Origin of the sequence: Candidatus Alcyoniella australis (genome assembly GCA_030765605.1) — a bacterium.
GTDB lineage: Bacteria > Lernaellota > Lernaellaia > JAVCCG01 > Alcyoniellaceae > Alcyoniella > Alcyoniella australis.
Window position 1 is genome coordinate 57,257 of sequence record JAVCCG010000091.1, and the last position, 20,785, is coordinate 78,041.

Below are 20,785 nucleotides of genomic sequence, written 5' to 3' on the forward strand. Positions count from 1 at the left end.
CGTTCCCCGGCGATGGTCCGGGGTTCGTCGTTGGTAAAGAATTAGAGAATAGAGTTAAAATACGTTTATGCGTCTCCAATGCCCATCATGCAGCACGGTCTTCGAACTGAGCGACGCCGCGATTCCGGACAGTCCGTTCAAGGCCCGTTGCTCCAAATGCGGAACGATCTTCACCGCACAACCCAGCGCGCCGGACCCGGTCCGCGACGAGCTGACCGCCGAGTTCGAGCGCGAGGCAGCGACAGCCCCGCGGCCCTTGAGCGCTGCCCAGCCTCGGAAGGTTCAACCGGAGCCACGGCCCTCGTCGGACTTCCCGCAACCGCGCGAGACGCACCGCTATCAGGCAAACGGGATTCCCGAAGAGGAGTTTCAACACACCCTCAAGACGCTCAAGTCGCGCAGCAGAAACCAGCTGGTCCTGCTCTTTACGCTGATCGTGGTGATCATCTCCCTGGCCGGGCTGACCGTGCTCGGGCGTCAGGGGCTGATCCACCTGCCCTGGGGCGCGCCGGAGATTAAACAGCAGATCACCACGACCCACGTCCGACACTTGCAGCAGATCAAGAACGAGGGCGACCTGCGCCAGGCGCTGGAGCTGTACAAGCTCGGGACGCCCGAGGCCTACCAGCGCGCGGCCGAACTTTTCGCCGCGGCGGCCAAGGCGCGGCCCGACGACGGCGCAATCGAGGTCTGGCTGGCCGCCTCGTTGTTCTGGCAAAATCGTCTGAGCACGGATCAGGCTCTGGTCGGACGGGTCTGCGAGAGTTCCCAGCGGGCGCAGACCGCCAAAACCGAAGCGCCCGTGGCCGCAAGAGCCCGGCTCTACTGCGCCCTGGCATCGGGCGAAACCGAGCGCTCGCTGGAACTGGCGCAGCAACTGGTCGCCCTGGGCGAACCTTTGATCGAGGTCGACCGCGACGCTTGGCCGCAACGCGCCGAGGAACGCCTCAGCGCGGCCCTGGCCTACGTTGCCGGGGGCAAGAGCAGCGAGGCGCTGGACCACCTCAAGCGCGCGGTGGAGCTCGACGCAACCAACCTGCAGGCCAACTTCGAGCTGGCCAAACTGCTGGCCGAGGGCAAGGACTACGCGGCCGCCATTGAGCGCGGCGAAGCGGCGTTAAAAACCAACCCCGAACACGCGGGGATCAAGAGCGCCATCGAGCAATGGCGCGCCAAACTCGCCCAGCCCACGTCCGAGCCCGATGACGACTACGAGCCGGGCGACGCGGGCAACGCCCTGGCCCGCCACGATCAATTCAACATGCTGATGCGCCAGGGCCGCGAGGCGATGAACGCCGGCCGCTACACCGAGGCGCTGCACTACTTCGCCTCGGCCAAGCAGATCATGCCGCTGAGCAGCGACGCGACTACGGCCCTGGGCTACGCCTACCTATCGCTGGGCAACAACTCCGCGGCCCTAGATCGCTTCAACGAGGCGCTGGGCAACAACCCCGGTCACGCCTCGGCCTATCGCGGCTTGGGGATCTGCCACCAGCGCATGGGCAGCTCGGGCAAGGCGATCTACTACTACGAGCGCTACCTGCAGCTGGCGCCGGGCGCCTCGGACGCCGACCAGATCAGGCAGCGCATCACCGAACTGCGCGCGGGCGGATGAGTATCCAGCGCACGACCGTGCACCGCGTGGCCGAGCTGGCGCGGCTCGAGCTCTCCGACGACGAGCTGGACCAACTGACCGCCGACATCGGCGAGGTGCTGGACTACGTAGCCAAGCTCGAGTCGATTGAATTCGGCGAGATCGAGCCCACCAGCCATCCGCTCGAGCTCGACGCGCGAATGCGGCCCGACGAGGCGCAGCCTAGCGCGACCAACGAGCAGGCGCTGGCCAACGCCCCGGCCGACGCACAGCAGATGTTCTTAGTTCCCCGCATCATCAGCGAATGAGCACCGACTACTGGAACCTCGGCGTCGCGCAGACGTCCGCGCTGCTAAACAGCGGTGGGTTGGGCGCTGTGGAGTTGACCCAGGCGCTGCTGGAACGCGCGCAACAGCTCGACCCGCAGCTCAACAGCTTCATCCGTTTCGAGCCCGAACGCGCGCTGGAGATGGCGCGGCGCGCCCAGCAGATGATCGACCAGGGCCGGGGCGGGCCGCTGACTGGAGTGCCGCTGGGAGTCAAAGACAACTTTTGCGTGCCCGGCAGCCCAACCACCTGCGCCAGCCCGATCCTCGATGGCTTCGTGCCGTTCTACCACTCGACGGTCACGCAGCGGCTCGAGGACGCGGGCGCGGTATTCCTGGGCCGGACCAACATGGACGAGTTCGCCATGGGCAGCTCGACCGAGACCTCGTGCTTCGGCCCGACGCGCAACCCCTGGGACCTCGAACGCGTGCCCGGCGGCAGCTCGGGCGGCAGCGCGGCCGCCATCGCGGCGCGGCTGTGCCCGGCGGCCCTGGGGACCGACACCGGCGGGTCCGTGCGCCAACCCGCGGCGCTGTGCGGCATTGTCGGACTCAAGCCGACCTACGGCCGGGTCAGCCGCTACGGCATCGTGGCCTACGCCTCGAGCCTGGACCAGGCCGGAGTGTTGACGCGCAGCGTGCGCGACGCGGCGCTGATGTTGCAGCAGATCGCCGGACTCGATACGCGCGACGCGACGTGCGCCGACCGGCCGCTGCCCGATCTGATTGCGGCGTGCGACCACGACGTGCGCGGCTTAAAGATCGGCGTACCCGAGGAGTACTTTGTCGGCGGGCTCGACCCGCAAATCGAGAAGCTGGTGCGCGAGGCGCTGGACGTGCTGCGCGGGCTGGGCGCCGAAGTGCTGCCCGTGAGTCTGCCGCATACCCAATATGCGATTGCCGCCTACTACATCGTGGCGCCGGCCGAGTGCTCGAGCAATTTGGCGCGCTACGACGGCATGCGCTACGGGCTGCGCTGCCAAGACGACGACCTGCGCCGGACCTACATGCGCTCGCGCTCCGCGGGCTTTGGCCGCGAGGTCAAGCGCCGGATCATGCTCGGCACCTTCGCCCTGAGCTCGGGCTACTACGACGCCTACTACGGCCGGGCCCAACGCACGCGCACGCTGATCCGCAACGACTTCCTGCGGGCCTTCGAGCAGGTCGACCTGCTGGCCACGCCCACCAGCCCCAGCACCGCGTTTCGTATCGGCGAACGGCTGGACGACCCGCTGACCATGTACCTCTCCGACGTCTACACGATCTCGGTCAACCTCGCCGGGCTGCCGGCGATCAGCCTGCCCTGCGGCATGGCCCAGGGTCTGCCCGCAGGCCTGCAATTGATCGGACGCCCCTTTGACGAGCCGACGCTGCTCAAGGTCGGCGACGCCCTGGAGTCGGCCACGCAACACCATCTGGGTACGCCGCCGATGGCTCAACCAAACGCGGACGCGCGATGAAGTACGAAACCGTTATCGGCCTGGAGGTGCACGCGCAGCTGCGCACGCGCAGCAAGATCTTCTGCGGCTGCTCCACGCAATTCGGCGCGACTCCAAACACCAACGTCTGCCCGGTCTGCCTGGGCATGCCCGGATCGCTGCCAATGCTCAACCAGGCGGTGGTGGGCATGGCTCTCAAGGTCGCCCTGGCCACGAATTGCTCCATTGCGCAGCGCTCGGTGTTCGCGCGCAAAAACTACTTCTACCCCGACCTGCCCAAGGGCTACCAGATCAGCCAGTACGAGCTGCCGCTGGCCCGGGACGGCGCACTGAACGTCATTGGCGAGCACGGCGAATCGGCTCGCATCGGCATCAACCGCATCCACCTCGAGGAGGACGCGGGCAAGAATGTCCACCCGCCGCACGATCTTTCGCACAGCCTGGTCGACCTCAACCGCACCGGGGTGCCGCTGATCGAGATCGTCAGCGAGCCGCAGATCTCCAGCCCGGAGCAGGCCGCGAACTACATGCGCGAAATGCGGCGGCTGCTGCGCTACCTCGGGGTCTGCGACGGCAACATGGAGCAAGGATCGCTGCGCTGCGACGCCAACGTCTCGCTACGGCCCGTGGGCCAAGTCCAGCTTGGCAAGCGCAGCGAGATCAAGAACCTCAACAGCTTTCGCAACGTGCAGCGCGCATTGCAGTTCGAGGTCGAGCGTCAGGCCGCGCTGCTCGACGCGGGCGGCACGGTGGAAGTCGAGACGCGACTGTTCGACGTGGAGCGCGGCATCACTTTGCCGATGCGCTCCAAGGAGGAGGCGCACGACTACCGCTACTTCCCGGACCCGGATCTGCCGCCGCTGCTGGTCGACCAGCCCTGGATCGAACGCATGCGCAACGAGCTGCCCCAGCTGCCCTGGGAGCGGCAGGAGCGCTTTTGCAAGCGGCTGGGACTATCCGCGGATGACGCGGCGCTGCTTTGCGCGGAAAAGGCCACGGCCGACTACTTCGAGGCGGTAACCGCCTGCGGCGTCGACCCCAAATCGGCTGCCAACTGGGTGATGAGCGAGGTGCTGCGCGAGGTGACGACGCCCGAGGAGCTGCCGCAGCTCAAATTGACGCCCCAGGCCCTGGCCGAACTGATCCGGATGATCGGCGATGGTACGATAAGCGGAAAGATCGCCAAACAGGTCTTCAAGCAGGTCGTGGACCAAGGCGGCAGCCCCGCGCAGCTGGTCGAACAAGGCGGGCTGGGCGTGATCAGCGACGAGGCGCAGCTTGAGCGGCTGGCCGATCAGGTGCTGGAGGCGAATCCGGGCCAGGTCGCGCAGTATCGCGCGGGCAAGGATAAATTGATCGGCTTCTTCATCGGTCAGGCGATGGCCGCCAGCAAGGGCAAGGCCGATCCCGCGACCCTGCGGCGGATTATCCAGGACAAGCTTAGGGGGTGATGCGATGAGGCTTCCTTCCAAAATATCGGCGACGATCATCGTGCTGTGCATCAGCGTGCTGCTCTGCGCGGGCAGCGCCCAGGCGCGCTCGGAAAAGAAGGAGCGCAAGGGGCACGTAATCGTCAGCTTCGGCGTTTCGGCCTACCAGGGCAGCGACACCCAGGGCATCGGCTGGCTGGCCGAGGTCGGCGCGGGATACCAGTTCAACGACTACTTCTCGCTGATGGCGACCACGGGTTACGGCCAGTACGGTGTCGAGGATACTCGCAGCGGTCACGACGGCACGCGCCGCGTCGAATTCATCCCCCTGATGCTCACGGCCACCGTGGACCTGGCCCCGAACTTCCCGATCAACCCCTATCTCTCGGCGGGCGGCGGCACTACGTTCTCGAGGTTCGCGGGGGATGATCAGTGGGAGGCATCGCCCTCGCTGCAGGCGGGCGGCGGCGTGAACATCAGCGCCGGGCCGTTGGGTTTCTCGGTGGGCGCCAACTACATCATCCAGGACGTGTCCGACTTCTCCGAGGGCTACTGGTCCTACGGTGTGGGGGGCGGGGCAGGCTTCTCGGCGGCGTTCTAAAAGGCGGAGTGTTACACAATGTCGTTTTTCACCGTGGCCTGGAAACACAAGCGTGACGGCGGTCCGGCCGTAATTCTGCTCGACCAGCTCAAGCTGCCGCTGGACGAAGTCTATCGCGACTTCACCAGCGTCGAGCAAGTAGCGGACGCGATCCGCACGATGGTCGTACGCGGCGCGCCGGCGATCGGCATCACCGCGGCAATGGGCGTGGCCCTGGCCGCCTGCACCACCGAGGCGGACGACGGAGTGCAGTTGCTGGCAAAGCTCGATCCGGCGATCGAGCTGCTGGCCGCCACGCGCCCCACTGCGGTCAACCTGTTCTGGGCTCTGGAGCGGATGCGCGGCCGGGCGCAGCGCGAGGCGCCGCAGGGCGTGGACGCGATGCGCGCGGCCCTGATCGAGGAGGCCCAGATGATCCTTGACGAGGATGTTGCCGCCTGCCGCGCCATGGGACGGCTGGGCGCCGAGTTGGTGCCGCAGGGCGCGGGCGTGCTGACCCACTGCAACGCCGGGGCGCTGGCTACCGGCGGCTACGGCACGGCCCTGGGCGTGATCCGCGCGGCCCACGAGGCGGGCAAGGCGATTCACGTCTTTTCCGACGAGACCCGCCCCTACCTTCAGGGCTCGCGGCTGACCGTCTGGGAACTGATGCAAGATAAGATCCCGGTGACATTACTGTGCGACAACACCGCCGGCGCAATGATGGCCCGCGGCAAGATCGGACTGGTGGTGGTCGGCGCGGATCGCATCGCGGCCAACGGCGACACGGCGAACAAGATCGGCACCTACTCGCTGGCCGTGCTCGCGGCGCACCACGGCATTCCGTTCCTGGTGGCGGCTCCGACCTCGACCATCGACCTCTCTCTGCAAAGCGGGGAGCAGATCCCCATCGAGCGCCGCAGCGCCGAAGAGGTGATCAAAATCAACGGACAATACATTGCGCCGCCGGACGCCGATGCTGCGCATTTGGCGTTTGACGTCACACCAGCCGCATTGATCACCGCAATCGTTACCGAGCGCGGCCTTGCCAGACCACCGAACGAGGAGACCCTGGCCGCTATAATGGGCTGACCTCGACCGGCTACTCCACACCCATGCGGGATGCGCATCGCGGATGCTGATCAGAACACTGCTAAGACATCGTCGGCTGCTGATATCCTCGGCCGTGCTGCTGGCGCTGGGCCTAGTGCTGCTTTTCATCGTGCAGCAACGCTTTTTCGCCGATGACGCCGAACTCCAGAGCCTTGAGCTACAAACGATGCATTCGCAGTTCGAGGGACGGCTGCCGATCGATAATCAGACCCTACCGCGCGAGGTGCCGCAGATAACGCCCCACGCTCTGAAATACGGCCGGGACGACAATCAGGTGATCTTGCTGGGTCTCGACGGCGCGGACTGGCGTTACGTCGGGCCGATGATCGACGCCGGACTGCTGCCGAACATGCGCGAGCTGTTGGCCGTGGGCGCGGCTGGAATTCTCAGCACCGACCATGCCTACTCCCCCACCAGCTGGACCACAATCGCCACCGGCCGACCGGCCGAGGTCCACGGGATCACCCCGGACATCGACGTGGAGCAGGCCTGGGGCGCGATGGACGTCGAACCTCAGGAAATCAAGGTCCGCAGGATCTGGGAGATCGCCCGCGAGCATGATCGCACCATCGCGGTTTACGATTACTACTTCTGCCGCAAGCGGCCTTACGGGCCGTGGGGCTGGATTCCCAACCTGCCGATACAGGGCGGCCGCAAAGACCTGCCGCCCGAGATCAAGCTCGGCGATTGTCCCAAACACGACCCTGAGCGCGACCCGGATCGGCTGCGCACCAAGGCCTGCATTCTCGGGCAGAAGTCCACCGACCTGACTGTAATCCTCTGCTCCGAGACCGACGCGGCCGCACACTGCGGAGTGTTCGCCTGGCTCAGGCGTTGGCGACCCGACCTGTTCCAGGATGACGTCAGGGTGGCCAGGCAATCGAACGACGACGTGCTGACCTCGACCTGGATCGAGATCGACCGCGGGCTGGGCGAGCTGTGGCACAACCGCCCACCGGGCAGCCACATGGTGATTTGCTCTGATCACGGCTTCGGCATCCCCAAACTCGACGATCTGCACGCCACGTTCAGCGATTCGTTCCTGCACTTCCTTGGCCTTAAACGCGAACAGCTCGAGCAGGGCGACCGGGTTAAGGCCCAGACTCCCTTCGGCACACTACGGGTCAAACTGCACCATCGGATTGACCAGATGCCCGTAGTGCACTTGGCCGGCGCGGAGCACCCGGAGAGTATTCTGCTGCATCTGGAACAGCTCGAGCTGACCCCGACCGGCGCCACGCCCCAGGGCTGGCGCATCAAACTCAGAGCGGCGCTGAGTTTGGACCTCGGGCCGCACAGCGTTAAGAGCATCGATCTCAAGCCCGAGGAATCGGGCAGGCTGCTGATCATACCGCGTAAGGAGGCACTGCTCGGGACCCTGATCCATGGCCGGGATGAAGGAACCTCGGCTGTCGACGTAATATTTCAGACCGGCGAGCACCATCCGGACGACCAAGGAATCGTATTAATTGCCGGACCGCGGGTCAGGCCCGGCGCGCGCATCGTCGACGCCGACCTGCTCGACATCACGCCCACGCTGCTCTACCTGCTGGGCCTGCCCGTGGGTCGCGACATGGAGGGGCGGGTGCTCAGCGAGGCGTTCGAGCCGCGCCGGATGCAGGCCAAACCCGTGAGTTTCATCCAGACCCACGAGACCTCGCCGGTGCAGCGCGATCCACTGCGCATCAAGACGTTCGAAATCAGCGTCGATGAAATGGACCCGCAAACCGTGGAGCGGCTGCGCAGCATCGGCTATCTGCAATGAGCCGTCTTCAGGCTGTAAACGGATATTCATCGACTCCGCGCCGGACAACTGCCGCGACCGCCGTGTTCTTGCTCGGCTGCGCCTGGTTGCTCGGGGGATGCTCGGACCAGGCGTTGCAGGTCGGCCTGGACAATCCCGACCCAATCGTCAACGGCCTGGAACCAGGCTGGCGCCCCTTTGACCATCAGCTGCTGCCGGCCAGGCGGGTGCCTGCGGTCGAGCCGCGGCCTCTGACCCACGCTCCGGACTCCAACGAACTGGTGATCCTCGGATTGGACGGGGCCGACTGGCGGATCCTCGAGCCGCTGATCGCAGCCGGGCTGCTGCCCAACCTCGAGCGGCTGCTCGCCGGCGGCGCCGCGGGCGTGCTCAAGACCGACTACGCCTACTCTCCCACCAGTTGGACCACCATCGCCACCGGCCGCGTGCCCGTGGTCCACGGCGTGACTCCGGACAAACAGATGTCGTGGTTCGCGATCAACGTTGAGCCGCGCGAGATCAAGGTCCGGCGCATCTGGGAAATGGCGCGGGATTACGGCCGGACCATCGCGGTCTACGACTTCTTCTTCTGCCGCGTGCGGCCCGCCGGCGACTGGGGCTGGATTCCGCACGTGCCGACCTGGGAGCCCAACGAGCTGCCCGAGGGACTGAACCTCCAGGGCTGCGCGACATCGGCCGACAATAAAGAGCTCGAGCACCTGTTCCTCAAGGCCTGCCTGCTGGGCAAACGCCATACCGACCTGACGTTGATACTCTCGATCGAGACCGACGCCGCGGGCCATCAGGGGATGCTGGGCTGGATGCGGCGCTGGCACCCCGAGCTGTTCGCACCCGACGATTCCGTGCCCTCGCCGCAGGGGGACGACCCGCTGACAGCCACCTGGACCAAGGCCGACGCGGCCCTGGGCGAGATCTGGCGCAACCGACCCCCGGGCAGCCATCTGCTGATCTGCTCGGACCACGGCTTTGGCGAACCCGAGGCATCGTACTATCAGGCACTGCTCGGGCCGGGGACCCTCGAGGCGTTGGGTCTGGACCGCCGCGTGCTCGAGGATGGGGGCGATCTTTTTTCGCACGATACGCCCTACGGCAAACTGGAGTTCGCGCAGCGCTGGGAGCTGGGCAGCGCGCCCGTGGCTCGTTTCGTCGACCGCGAACAGGCCGAAAAGGCCTGGATCGGGCTGGAGATGCTCGTTTTGCGCGCGCCGATCTGGCGCGGGGCGGGCTGGATCGATCAGCTGGGGTCCGCCCTACGCGATGAGTTGGGCGAACAATTCGAACTGCTCGAGCTTCGGCGGCTGGACCGCCGAACGGTGCTCGTCACACCGCGTGTGGATCAGATGCAACAATTCCTGGTCCACCGGCAGCGGCCCGAGCAGAGCAACGCGGTAATCGCCTCGTTCCTCTCGGGCACGCACCACAGCGGTGACGACGGCGTGGTGCTGCTCGTCGGGCCCAAAGTCAGGCCCGGGGCGCGGATCGAGGGCGCGGAACTGGTCGACATCGCGCCGACCGCCCTGTACCTGCTGGGCATGCCCGTTGCCGACGATTTGGACGGCCGCGTGCTGACCGAGGCGTTCGATCCGCGAAAGCTGGCGCAAAGCCCGATACGCCGCGTCGAGACCTACGAGACCACGCCGGTCCAGCGCGACCCGCTGAGCATCGAGGGCGGCCGGGTCGGCGACCAGGACGTTAATCCCGCGTTGGTGCAACGGCTTAAGAGTTTAGGATATTTACAATGATAGGCGCCAAACACGTTGCATCGGGCGAGCCGTGGACAGTATACTATGACCCTTCTGGCGTAATCGCGCCCCGTACCAAGCGTTAATAGGAGCGAATCGAATGCCCAAGCGCATTCTCGTCGTGGATGACGACAAAAACATCGGCCAGATTCTGTACGCCTCGTTCAACTCCAAAGGCTACGAAACCATCGTCGCTAAAAACGGCGAGGATGCCTTGACCAAATTCGAGGAACTCCGGCCCGATCTTGTGCTGCTCGACGTGCTGCTTCCCAAGATGAACGGTTGGGAAGTCTGTCGTAAAATCAAGGAAGGCGAGAACAGCAGCACGCCCGTGATCCTGATGAGCGCGATCTACAAAAGCTACAAGCTTCAAGCCGATGCCCGTCAGAAATACGGCGCCGACGACTTCGTCGAAAAACCGTTTCAGCTGAGCAAGCTGCTGGAAAAGATCTACTCGTTCATCGGTGAGGGGGACGCTCAGGTCGAGGACGAGAACGAGCAGGAACAGGCCCAGCAGGCGTCGAGCGAAAAGACCGAGGACCCCGGGGTCCTTGAGCCCAACGTGCTGCTCGAAGGCGATCTAGACAAAATCCCCTTCCCCCAGCTGTTGCACAGTCTCTACGTGCTGAACAAGACCGGCTCGCTCAATATCCAGACCGACGGCATCGAGAAAGAAGTAGCAATTAAAGAAGGCTATCCGGTCTCGGTTTCGACCAATATCGAGTCGGAGTACTTCGGCAACTTCCTGGTCCGTCTGCGCAAGATCACCCCCGAGATCTGCGCCGAGTCGGTGGAACGACTCAAGACCGCCAACCGGCTGCAGGGCACGATCCTGATCGAGATGGGGGAGCTGACTCCCAACGAGCTGGTCTACTACCTCCGACTGCAAATGCGCGAAAAGCTGTTCGAGATCTTCTCCTGGCGCAGCGGCAATTACCGCTTTGTCGAGGATCCCACGATCACCGGCGACATCTCCCAGATCGATATGTCCGTGGCCAACGTGATCAACGAGGGTGTCAGGCGACACTACGATATGAACCGGCTGTTGCCGCTGATCGAGCCCCACGACGATCAGTACGTTGCCCTGGGTTCGGACCTGTTCTACCGCCTGCAAGACCTCGAGCTGACTCCGACCGAGAGCCGGATGCTCGACGCGATCGACGGCACCCAGGCTCTGTCCAACGTGATGGCGACTTCCGGCCTGGACATGCAACGCTCATATCAGATCATCTACGCATTGTGGGCTGCCGGAATGATCGAGTTCCGCGCTGCGGCAACCAAGCCCGGCGACGAAGAACAATCGGTCCGGCCGACCCCCAGCCCCAAAGACGATACGCCTCCCGAGCCCGACGCCAAACAGCCGGCCGAATCCGCACCCACGGCAAAGCCTAAAAAGCAAGTTGTTGAGAAGGGCGCCGAGGAGCCGACAACCGAGGAGGCGCAGGTCCGGCGTAAGGTCTACGCGATGTGGCAGCGGGTGCAATCGGACAACCATTTCGAGGTGTTGGGGATCGGCGACGAGGAACCGACCGAGAGCGACGTGCGCGCGGCCTATCATCGGCTGGCCAAGGATTTCCACCCCGACCGCTTCTTCGGCAAGGCCAGCAAAGATGTTCGCGATCGGGTCGAGGAAATCTTCCGCCGGGTGCTCAAATCGTACGAGGCGCTGCAAACCCAAAAGCACATCGACTCCTACCTGGCCAAGATCAAGGGCAAGGAGGAGGAGGCGCCCAAGACCGACTCGCGCATCGAGGGCGTAAAAAAGATCATCATGGCCGAGCGGTTATTCCAAGAGGGACAGGCGCTGGTCAAGGAACGTCGCTATCTCAAGGCCTCGGAGGTCTTTCGCAAGGCCACCGAGATCAGCCCCAGCGAGGCCGAATACCTCGCGCACCTGGGTTGGGCCTTGTACAACGTCCCCCGCGAGCGCGACACCGAGGAGACCGAAGAGGTCCAGAAAAAATCCAAGGAAGATCTCGCCGACTACATGTTCCAGGGCCGCGAGTTCCTCAACCGCGCCGTGACGATCAATCCGCGGGCCGAGAAGGCCTACCTCTACCTCGGCCATGTCTACAAAGATCAGGGACTCAAGGAATTTGCAGAGAAGCAGTTCGAGAAGGCGTTGATCTGCAATCCCAACTGCGTGGACGCGTTGCGCGAACTGCGGCTGATCAAGCTCGAGGCCCAAAAGGCCGAGGAGCCCAAGACGGCCAAAGAAAGACTCGCGCGCTGGCTTAAAGGCAAGGTTAAAAACTAGGCAGTCTTCCAGGGGTGCCCAAGTTGGCCGAGCAAGCAACCCAAGTACAATCATTGATCAACGGATTCGTCGAGGCCACCGATTCGGGATGGTTCTCGTTCAATATGCCCTCCTGGTGGCCCGCCGGAACATCCGATATCCAGGACCCGCTGCTGCTGTTGGTGGTCTGCCTGACCACCACGCTGATGCTGGTGAGCGTCATTCAGAACTTCCGCATCTCACGCCGGGTCAAACGCTCGCTCAAATCGATGTCCGGCATGGAGACCGGGGTAGCCGACCAACTGCGTGCCGGACTTCAGGCCCAGCGTAGCGTAACCGAAGAGGCCAATAAGACGCTGGGCGCGATAAAGCCCGATCTCGACCGCACGGGAAAGGGGCTGGCTGCACTGCACCGGCAGCTGGACGAGATGCAGGGCAAGGTTCTGGAGTCGGTGTCCCAACTCCAGAGCTCGATGCAAGGCGACAGTTACGATGATCCGATAGCCGCCCACGACTCGGGCGAGGTGCTCAAAGCGATCAAGCAGTTGCGCGGCCAGTTCGACAAGAACATGTCGTTGCTCGACGACCTGCTGGCATTGGAACGAGCGGTGACCAAGATGATCGGCGAAGAGAAGGTTTCCAAGCTGATCGCCAAGGAACGCCGTCTCAAACCCCAGCGCAGAAACTCGGAACGCAACACCCCGTCCAAAGGCTCGGTCCTGGGCCTTGTTGACGAGGACGACGACGACCTGATCCCGCGCCACAGGCGCTGAATCGCCCTTGACCGCCGCACCCGGCGGCGGTATATTCCCTCCCCGCATATACAATGTGCACAACGCACGAGGGATAAACGTAAATGGACGACGGACCTAGTCCTGGAAGTAGCTGCCGATTGCTTACGGGCATCGGGGCGGTCCGCCACACCGTCCGTCCCTGATCCCTTCGCGATCGACATCAGCCACAACTGAATAGGCCCGTTCTCTGCGCCGGATATCGATCCAGGCACGGGGGGATGTCATGGCTCAGTCCAATGCTGTGGGCTTCAAGTACTTCTCTGAGATCCTGGGCAGAACCATACACGATCACTCGGACCGCAAGCTCGGGCGCGTCTGGGACCTGGTCGCCGAGCTGCCCAGCGGCGAGTTCCCCTACCCGCCGGTCAAAGGGATCGTGCTGCGCAACAAGGGCCGCGAATTCTATTTGCCGTCCATTGCTTTCTCTCCGGCCCAGTTCGAGTCCGGCGAGCTGACCACCGACCATCATCCCGAACCGTTGGACGGACAGCTGTCGGACAACGACTTCCGGGTACGCGAGGTGCTGCTCGACAAACAGATCGTCGACGTCGACGGCGCCAAGGTCGAGCGGGTCAACGACGTACACATGCTGATCTCCGACCGCCCGTGGATCGTCCACGTCGACGTCGGGCTGACCGGGCTGCTGCGACGGCTGGGATTTGAGAGCAGTGTGCGGCGGCTGACCCGCGGAATACTGCGCCGCGAGATGCGCGACGACCTGGTCAACTGGAAAGTGGTTCAGCCGCTGGCCGAGACCGAGGGGACCGGGGCGATCCGACTCAAGGTCGAGCAGGCGCAGATGAAGCAGCTGCACCCCGGCGAGATGGCCGACATCCTTGAGGATCTGGACCGCGACGAGCAGATGGCCGTGGTGCGCACCCTGAGCGTGGAGGATGCCGCCGACGTGCTCGAGGAGACCGAGGAGGACGTCCAGAAAAAGGTCTTCTCGCACCTCGAACCCGAGACCGCCGCGGACATCATCGAACAGATGGACCCGGCCGAGGCGGTGGACATTCTCAGCCAGCTGCACTCGGAGCAATCGCAGCAGATCATCGCCGCGATGCAGCCCGCCGAGCGCGAACAGATCCAGGAGCTGATCCAATACAACGAGCGCTCGGCCGGCGGCCTGATGACCAACGAGTTCATCCGACTGCACCCGCGGGCGACCGTGGGTCAGGCCCTGGACGAGCTGCGTACGCTGGCCGGCGAGATCGACATGATCTTTTACATCTACATGGTGGACGGCGCCGGACGCTTGACCGGGGTCGTTACGCTACGCGAGCTGTTGACCAGCGGGCGCGACCAGGCCCTGAATAAGCTGATGTCAACGCGGCTGGTGGCGGTCGAACCGGGGACCAGCGTGCGCAAGGTCGCCGAGACCTTCCAGAAGTACTCGTTCCTCGCCTGCCCGGTGCTCGACGGGGGCGGCAGAATCCTGGGAGTGATCGACCTACGCAACTCCTTCGACGACCTGCTGCCCTACTTTGACAAGGACGCGGCCTAGCAGCGGTACAGTTCCATGCTGGTCTCGATCCGCTCACTGATCTCCTCCAGGCTGCGCACGCCGCTGCTGTTCCTCTCGGTGCTCGGGCCGGGGATCATTACGGCCAACGCGGGGAACGATGCGGGCGGCATCGCGACCCACACGCGCGCCGGTGCGGACTTCGGCCTGGAAACGCTGTGGATCTTCGTACCGCTGTGCGTGGCGCTGATCGTGGTCCAGGAAATGGCCAACCGCATGGGCGTGGTCACGGGCAAGGGGCTCTCCGACCTGATCCGCGAGCGCTTCGGCGTGAAGATCACTTTCGCGCTGATGAGCGGCCTGCTGCTGACCAACCTGACGATCATCGCCGCCGAGTTCGCCGGAGTGGCCGCGGCCGCCGAGCTGTTCGGCATCGCGCGGATCGTGGCCGTGCCGATCGCCGCGCTGGCGATCTGGGCGCTGGTGCTGCGGGGGACCTACAAGACCATCGAAAAGGTCTTCCTTGCCGCGGCGCTGTTCTACCTCAGCTACATCGCCGCCGGAATCATCGTCAAACCCGATCCGGGCGAGGTGGCCCGCGCGTTGCTCGTGCCGCGCATCCTGCCCGACCGCAACTACATCGTGATGCTCATCGCCCTTTTAGGCACCACGGTCACGCCCTGGATGCTGTTCTACCAGCAGTCCTCGGTCGCCGAGAAGGGCGTGCACATCGACAACTACCGGCTGTCCAAGATCGACACGATTACCGGCTGCATCGCGGTAATGATCGTCGCGGTGTTCATGGTGATCGTCTCCAGCGAGACTTTGTACAAGCACGGGATCAGCGTCGAGACCGCGGCCGACGCGGCCAAGGCCCTGGGTCCGATCGCCGGCAAGTGGGCCGGGCTGCTGTTCGCCGTGGGCCTGCTTAATGCCAGCCTGTTCGCCGCGAGCATCCTGCCGCTGTCCACCTCGTACACAATCTGCGAGGGCTTCGGCTGGGAATCGGGGCTGAGCAAGAGCTTTGGCGAGGCCAAGCAGTTCTACGTGCTGTTCACGGTGCTGATCGTAATCGGCGCGGGGTTCGTGCTCTTCCAGTCGATCAACCTGATCGCGGTGATGTACATCAGCCAGGTGATCAACGGCGTGGTGCTGCCCGTGGTGCTGGTGTTCATGCTGCGGCTGATCAACGACCCCAAGCTGATGGGCAAGCGGGTCAATTCCCGCTTCTACAACTGGATCTGCTACCTGATCTGCGGTGCAACGGCCCTGCTGACGATCACCGCGGTGATCATGCCGCTGCTGCTCCCGGGGGACGAGATCTAAATCATTCGCTGAACAGCCCGGGGTCGGCCAACAGTACGGCTTGGATCGAGTCGTCCAGCATGAAGCGATCGATCTCAATGGTCGGCCTAAGCTGTTTGAAACCGGCCGAATTGTCGATCGCCATCACGGTCTCTCGATGCGTCCGATCCAGAATTTTTCTGCTGCCCTTCTCACTGCCCCGTTGCTTAGCCACCGCCCATATCTCGACCGGAGCATCAGGTTGACGAACCCAATTCAGAGGCTCGGCCATAAGTGCATTTAGGTCCGGACGGACCAAGCCTGTGCAGGCGAAGAGATCGAGTGCCGTGAACCCATGCTCTTCTTTGTAACTGATAAAGTAGATTGCGGCTCGCCCCTCCAGGCCGGACAGCCTTTGGCTCAGGCGTTCACAGGGTTCGCCGTAGGCAGGCGCACTGGTGTGATGGGCCATCGGATTGCTGATTTTTGGTCCGTGGATCAAATTCAAGCTCCAGCCGATGAGCGCTACCCCCAGTATCCCAAAATACATCACACGCCGGGCTGTTGCGCTCGGGAGCGCATGAGCCCCGACCACCAGCATTACGATCAGCGGCGGCAGCACGGGAAACAGGTAACCCGGATTGAACACCTGCTCCATCGGGCCGAACATGCTCATCCACAGCAGCGGCGGCAGCCCGGCCAGCGCCAGGATCCATGTCGACCAATCGCGTCGTCCGGCCAGCAGGGCTATGGGTAGCAACAGCAGGCCCAGCAGACCGATCACCGGCTGCTGCATCTCCAGGAGCAGCACGCGCAAGTAGGCCCACAACGAGAGCTGCATCTCGCCCAGTCCGCCTTCCATGTAGCCCACACCCATGGAGATGCTCTCGTTGTAATAATATCGTATGTAGAGTCGAGCAATCACATAGGCCGGCAGCACGAATAGCAGCAAACCGCGTGCAGTCAGCTCGATCCCCTTGGTGCGCAAGCCCCAGACTGCGCACAGCATCAGCGGCGGCAACAGCATCGGTAGTGGAAAGGCATGGGCCGAGAGCAGCATCAACCCGGCACAGATCCCGGCGGAGAAACTATAGCCAAACTTGGTAAGTCCTCGACTACGTATCAGCAGAACCAGGGTCGCGCTATAGAGCAACGCCTCAAGTATGTGGTAATTGAAAAACCCGCCGACCTCCCATGTGGCCGGGGCAAGCCCGCTCACCATAGCGGCCAACAGGGCCCAGGCGCGGCCGACCAGCGGCCGGGCCAGAAAATAAACCGCCCATAACAGGGCCACCCAGGCGGGAAGGTTCAGGCCACGCAACCGATCGATCGAACTCCCCTGCTCCCAAGAAACGATCGCTCCGCTCAGGGCAAAGATCAACGGACCACGGTCGATCCCGGCGTTCATCGCCAAAACAAGAAAATCCTTGCCCTGGTCCAGCCGTTGGGAAAACATGGTGGAATGGATTAGGTAGTGGCTCTCGTCGGCCCCGGCCAACTCACTACGTTCATCGATTGTGACCAGCCAACAGCAGACGATTAATGCGGCCAAGCCCGCCAGCGCCAAGTGGTCGACCAGCGTTCCCTCACGCAGGCGCCGCGCTAATCCGTACAGAAACGTCCAAGCCACGCGTTACTTGAGCTTCTTGCCGGGAATGCCCGGTCGGGTCAGGCTCGCCGCGTCGAGGATCTTATCCAATTGTTTGCGGTCGATTCCATCGAGCTCGGCGGCGAGCTGGGCGATGCTGCGCCCCTGGGCCTGGCTGCGCTTGGCCACCTCCGCGGCCTTGAGATATCCCACGTAGGGCGCCAGGGCCGTGGCCATGCCCATCGAGCCCTCGGCGTATGCACGGCAGCGCTCAACGTCGGCCTCGATCCCGGCGATGCAGCGCTGCGCCAGGTTGCGCGAGGTCGCGCCCAAGATCTGCATTGAGCGCAACAGGTTGTGGATCATCACCGGCATCATCACGTTGAGCTCGAGCTGTCCGGCGCTGACCGCCAGGTTGATCGTCAGGTCGTTGCCGATCACCTGGAAGCAGACCATGTTGGTACATTCGGCGATCACCGGGTTGACCTTGCCGGGCATGATCGAGCTGCCGGCCTGCACCGCGGGCAGCCGCACTTCTGCCAGACCGGTGGTCGGGCCCGAGCCGAGCAGCCGCAGGTCGTTGGCGATCCGTCCCAGCTCGAGCGCGTAGCCGCGTAGGGCCGAGCTCAGTTCGGCGATACAGGCCTGGCTCTGCATGGCCTCGCGCATGTCCGGCGCGGCTTTGAGCCTCAGCCCTGTCAGTTCGCAAAGTCGCTTGACGATCAACTTGCGATAGCGCGGATGGGTGTTCATCCCGGTTCCGGCCGCCGACCCGCCGATGCCCAGGTTGTACAGATCCTCGGACGCGCGCTGGATGCGGCGCCTGCTTTTGCTCACTGCCGCGGCGTAGGCCGCGAACTCCTGGCCCAGGGTCACGGGCACCGCGTCCTGCAAATGGGTGCGGGCCGACTTGAGCACCGACTTGAGCTCCCGGCCCTTGGCCGCGAGCTGCGAGGCCAGCTCGTCGAGGGACTCAAGCAGCTCGGGCAACATCAGCAGCGCCGAGACACGCATCGCCGTGGGAAAAACGTCGTTGGTCGACTGGCCCATGTTCACGTGGTCGTTGGGATGCACCAGCTGGTAGTCGCCGCGTTTGCCGCCCAGCAGCTCGTTGGCGCGGTTGGCGATCACCTCGTTGGCGTTCATGTTCTGGCTGGTTCCGGCCCCGGCCTGGAACGCGTCGACCACGAACTGTTCGGCCAGCGCTCCGTCGGCCACTTCGTCCGCCGCGCGAGCAATGGCGTCGGCGCGCTTGCGGTCGAGCAGTCCGGTCTCGGCATTGGCGTACGCCGCGGCCTGCTTGATCAGCGCCAGCGCCCGGATCAAGGCCTGGGGCAGGCGCTCGTCCGAGATCTGGAAATTCTCCACGGCCCGCGCCACGTTGATCCCGTAGTAGGCTTTTTGCGGCACCTTTTTCGTGCCCAACGAATCCTTCTCAGTGCGAAACCCGGCCATGACTTTTCCTCCTGGATTTACACGTTCGCGTCAGCGGTAGAGCCCCTCGCGCTGGACGATTTGCAGCACCGGGTCGGGCACCATGTAGCGGATCGGTTCACCCGCCGCCACCCGCCGCCGCACCTCGGACGAGCTGATTTGTAAAAGCGGCGCGTCGATCCGGCGCACGGTCCGGCCCGAGACGTGACGCCAGGCCGCGGGCTCGCCGGGTAGTGGCGCATACTGCCTTGCCAGGGCGGGCACGGCCTTTTCGGGCGATTCGAACTCGCTCCCGGGACGGCCCAGCAGCAGGAAGTCAATGCTCTGGATCAGCTCCTGCCAGCGATGCCAGGTGTTGATCTCGGAAAAAGCATCCGCGCCGATGATAAAGAAGAGATCGGCCTGTGGATAGCGCTTTGCGAGCTGTTGCACCGTGTCCAGCGAGTAGCTCGGCGGCTGCCGGTCGATCTCGACGTTGCAGGCCTCGAGCAGCGGATCGTCGACGATCGAGCGTTCGATCATCTCCATACGCAACGCTCCGGGGCTGGCAGTGCGCGAGTGCTTGTGCGGCGGCACGTTGCTCGGTATCAGCAGCAGGCGATCCAGGTGCGCGGCGTTGGCAACGTGGCGCGCGCAGATCAGGTGCGCAATGTGCAGCGGGTCAAAGGTCCCGCCGAACACGCCCAACCGCATGCTCACCCCCTGATCTGGCCCTGGCCGCGAACCACGAACCGCGGGATGGTCAGCGCCTCGAGCCCCATCGGCCCGTAGGCGTGCAGCCGGCTGGTGCTAATGCCGATCTCCGCGCCCAGCCCCAGCTGGCCGCCGTCGGCAAAACGGGTCGAGGCATTGTGCAGCACGGTCGAGCTGCAAACCTCGTTGAGAAAGCGCTCGGCCGCCTGGGCATCGTTGGTGATAATCGCCTCGGTATGGTCCGAGCTGTATTGCCGAATGTGGTCGATCGCCTCGTCAAGCGAGTCCACGACCTTGACCGCCAGCACTAGGTCGAGAAATTCGCGGCCGTAGTCGTCGGCCTTGGCGCGTTTGGCAAAAGGCGCCAGCTCGCGGGTGCGCTTGCAGCCGCGCAACTCCACGCCCGCCTCTCGCAGTGCCGCGGCCAGCGACGGCAGCACGCGCTTGGCAGCCTTGGCGTGCACCAACAGCGTCTCGGCCGCGTTGCACACGCCGGGACGCTGCACCTTGGAGTTGAGTACGATCCGCCGCGAGTCGCCGACCTTGGCGTCGGCGTGCAGGTAGACGTGACACACGCCCTTGTAATGCTTGAGCACCGGCACGTGCGCCTCTGCCACCACTCGTCTGATCAGCCCCTCGCCGCCGCGCGGGATCACCAGGTCGACCAGGCCGTCGGCCTGCACCAGTAGTTTGACAGCGGCGCGGTCGCGGATCGGCAGCACCTGCACCGCCTCGCGCGGCAGGCCGGCCGATTCGATTCCCTGGGACACGGCCGCGGCCAGCGCCAGGTTGGATTGCAACGCCTCTTTGCCCCCGCGTAGCACCACTACGTTGCCGCTCTTGAGGCACAGGCCCGCGGCGTCGGTGGTCACGTTGGGCCGCGATTCGAAGATCATCACGATCACGCCCAGGGGGATGCGCTTGAGGCTGACCTTAAGCCCGTTGGGCCGGGTCCAGGAGCGCACGGTGCGGCCCACGGGGTCGGGCAGCTTGGACACGTCTTCCAGGCTCTGGGCCAGCTCGGCGATCCGTCCCTCGTTGAGCATCAGACGGTCGAGCATTGCCGCCGAGAGACCGGCCTTGCGCCCGGCCTCAAGGTCATCGGCGTTGGCGATCTCGATGGCGCGTTGGTTGTCCATCAAGGCCTCGGCAGCGCTACGCAGAGCCTTATTCTTGACTGCGGTTGAAGCGTTGGCCAGCGGCACGGCGGCCGCACGCGCCGATTGCAGAATTGCCTCGACAATCTGTTTGGTATTGCTCATCAAAACCTCCTGACCCGCACATTGGATATAAAGCAAAACCTCT

Annotated in this window: 16 protein-coding genes; 12 read left to right on the forward strand and 4 right to left on the reverse strand. The window is 64.2% G+C overall.

Annotated elements, in window-relative coordinates; genetic code table 11:
• Positions 1-67 precede the first annotated feature (67 nt).
• The 12 genes from P9M14_09960 to P9M14_10015 all read left to right on the forward strand — a co-directional run bounded on the left by P9M14_09960 (position 68) and on the right by P9M14_10015 (position 15,807).
• Positions 68-1,615: a tetratricopeptide repeat protein gene (locus P9M14_09960; protein MDP8256064.1), complete on the forward strand. Its 1,548-nt coding sequence runs from the start codon at positions 68-70 to the stop codon at positions 1,613-1,615.
• Positions 1,612-1,902: an Asp-tRNA(Asn)/Glu-tRNA(Gln) amidotransferase subunit GatC gene (gene gatC / locus P9M14_09965; GenBank protein MDP8256065.1), complete on the forward strand. Its 291-nt coding sequence runs from the start codon at positions 1,612-1,614 to the stop codon at positions 1,900-1,902. The genes P9M14_09960 and gatC overlap by 4 nt, the downstream gene beginning before the upstream one ends.
• Positions 1,899-3,380 carry an Asp-tRNA(Asn)/Glu-tRNA(Gln) amidotransferase subunit GatA gene (gene gatA / locus P9M14_09970; GenBank protein MDP8256066.1) on the forward strand — a complete coding sequence of 494 codons (1,482 nt, stop codon included), beginning with the start codon at positions 1,899-1,901 and terminating at the stop codon, positions 3,378-3,380. The genes gatC and gatA overlap by 4 nt, the downstream gene beginning before the upstream one ends.
• On the forward strand, positions 3,377-4,810 hold the full coding sequence (gene gatB / locus P9M14_09975) for an Asp-tRNA(Asn)/Glu-tRNA(Gln) amidotransferase subunit GatB (protein MDP8256067.1): 1,434 nt from the start codon (positions 3,377-3,379) through the stop codon (positions 4,808-4,810). Before gatA ends, gatB begins: the two co-directional genes overlap by 4 nt.
• A 4-nt stretch (positions 4,811-4,814) precedes the next feature.
• Positions 4,815-5,390: an outer membrane beta-barrel protein gene (locus P9M14_09980; GenBank protein MDP8256068.1), complete on the forward strand. Its 576-nt coding sequence runs from the start codon at positions 4,815-4,817 to the stop codon at positions 5,388-5,390.
• Positions 5,391-5,408: 18 nt separating this feature from the next.
• Positions 5,409-6,461: an S-methyl-5-thioribose-1-phosphate isomerase gene (mtnA, locus tag P9M14_09985; GenBank protein MDP8256069.1), complete on the forward strand. Its 1,053-nt coding sequence runs from the start codon at positions 5,409-5,411 to the stop codon at positions 6,459-6,461.
• Between the two features lie 43 nt (positions 6,462-6,504).
• On the forward strand, positions 6,505-8,247 hold the full coding sequence (locus P9M14_09990) for an alkaline phosphatase family protein (protein MDP8256070.1): 1,743 nt from the start codon (positions 6,505-6,507) through the stop codon (positions 8,245-8,247).
• Entirely contained in the window at positions 8,244-9,989 is a 1,746-nt protein-coding gene (locus P9M14_09995; protein MDP8256071.1) for an alkaline phosphatase family protein, read from the forward strand. Before P9M14_09990 ends, P9M14_09995 begins: the two co-directional genes overlap by 4 nt.
• Before the next feature lie 100 nt (positions 9,990-10,089).
• Positions 10,090-12,246, forward strand: a complete 2,157-nt coding sequence (locus tag P9M14_10000; GenBank protein ID MDP8256072.1) for a response regulator — start codon at positions 10,090-10,092, stop codon at positions 12,244-12,246.
• Between the two features lie 23 nt (positions 12,247-12,269).
• Positions 12,270-12,998 (forward strand): hypothetical protein, encoded by a 729-nt coding sequence (locus P9M14_10005; protein ID MDP8256073.1) that lies wholly within the window; start codon positions 12,270-12,272, stop codon positions 12,996-12,998.
• Positions 12,999-13,242: 244 nt separating this feature from the next.
• Complete coding sequence (locus P9M14_10010) at positions 13,243-14,523, forward strand: CBS domain-containing protein (protein ID MDP8256074.1); 1,281 nt, start codon at positions 13,243-13,245, stop codon at positions 14,521-14,523.
• A 15-nt stretch (positions 14,524-14,538) separates the two neighbouring features.
• Complete coding sequence (locus tag P9M14_10015) at positions 14,539-15,807, forward strand: Nramp family divalent metal transporter (protein MDP8256075.1); 1,269 nt, start codon at positions 14,539-14,541, stop codon at positions 15,805-15,807.
• A gap of 1 nt (position 15,808) precedes the next feature.
• On the opposite strand, the gene P9M14_10020 is transcribed toward P9M14_10015, so the two are convergent.
• From P9M14_10020 to P9M14_10035, 4 genes are all read right to left on the reverse strand, one after another.
• Positions 15,809-17,317 (reverse strand): hypothetical protein, encoded by a 1,509-nt coding sequence (locus P9M14_10020; GenBank protein MDP8256076.1) that lies wholly within the window; start codon positions 17,315-17,317, stop codon positions 15,809-15,811.
• An 81-nt stretch (positions 17,318-17,398) separates the two neighbouring features.
• Positions 17,399-18,808: an aspartate ammonia-lyase gene (locus P9M14_10025; protein MDP8256077.1), complete on the reverse strand. Its 1,410-nt coding sequence runs from the start codon at positions 18,806-18,808 to the stop codon at positions 17,399-17,401.
• 30 nt (positions 18,809-18,838) lie between these two features.
• Complete coding sequence (gene nadD, locus P9M14_10030) at positions 18,839-19,480, reverse strand: nicotinate-nucleotide adenylyltransferase (protein MDP8256078.1); 642 nt, start codon at positions 19,478-19,480, stop codon at positions 18,839-18,841.
• A 2-nt stretch (positions 19,481-19,482) separates the two neighbouring features.
• Entirely contained in the window at positions 19,483-20,742 is a 1,260-nt protein-coding gene (locus tag P9M14_10035; GenBank protein ID MDP8256079.1) for a glutamate-5-semialdehyde dehydrogenase, read from the reverse strand.
• Between the last annotated feature and the right edge of the window lie 43 nt (positions 20,743-20,785).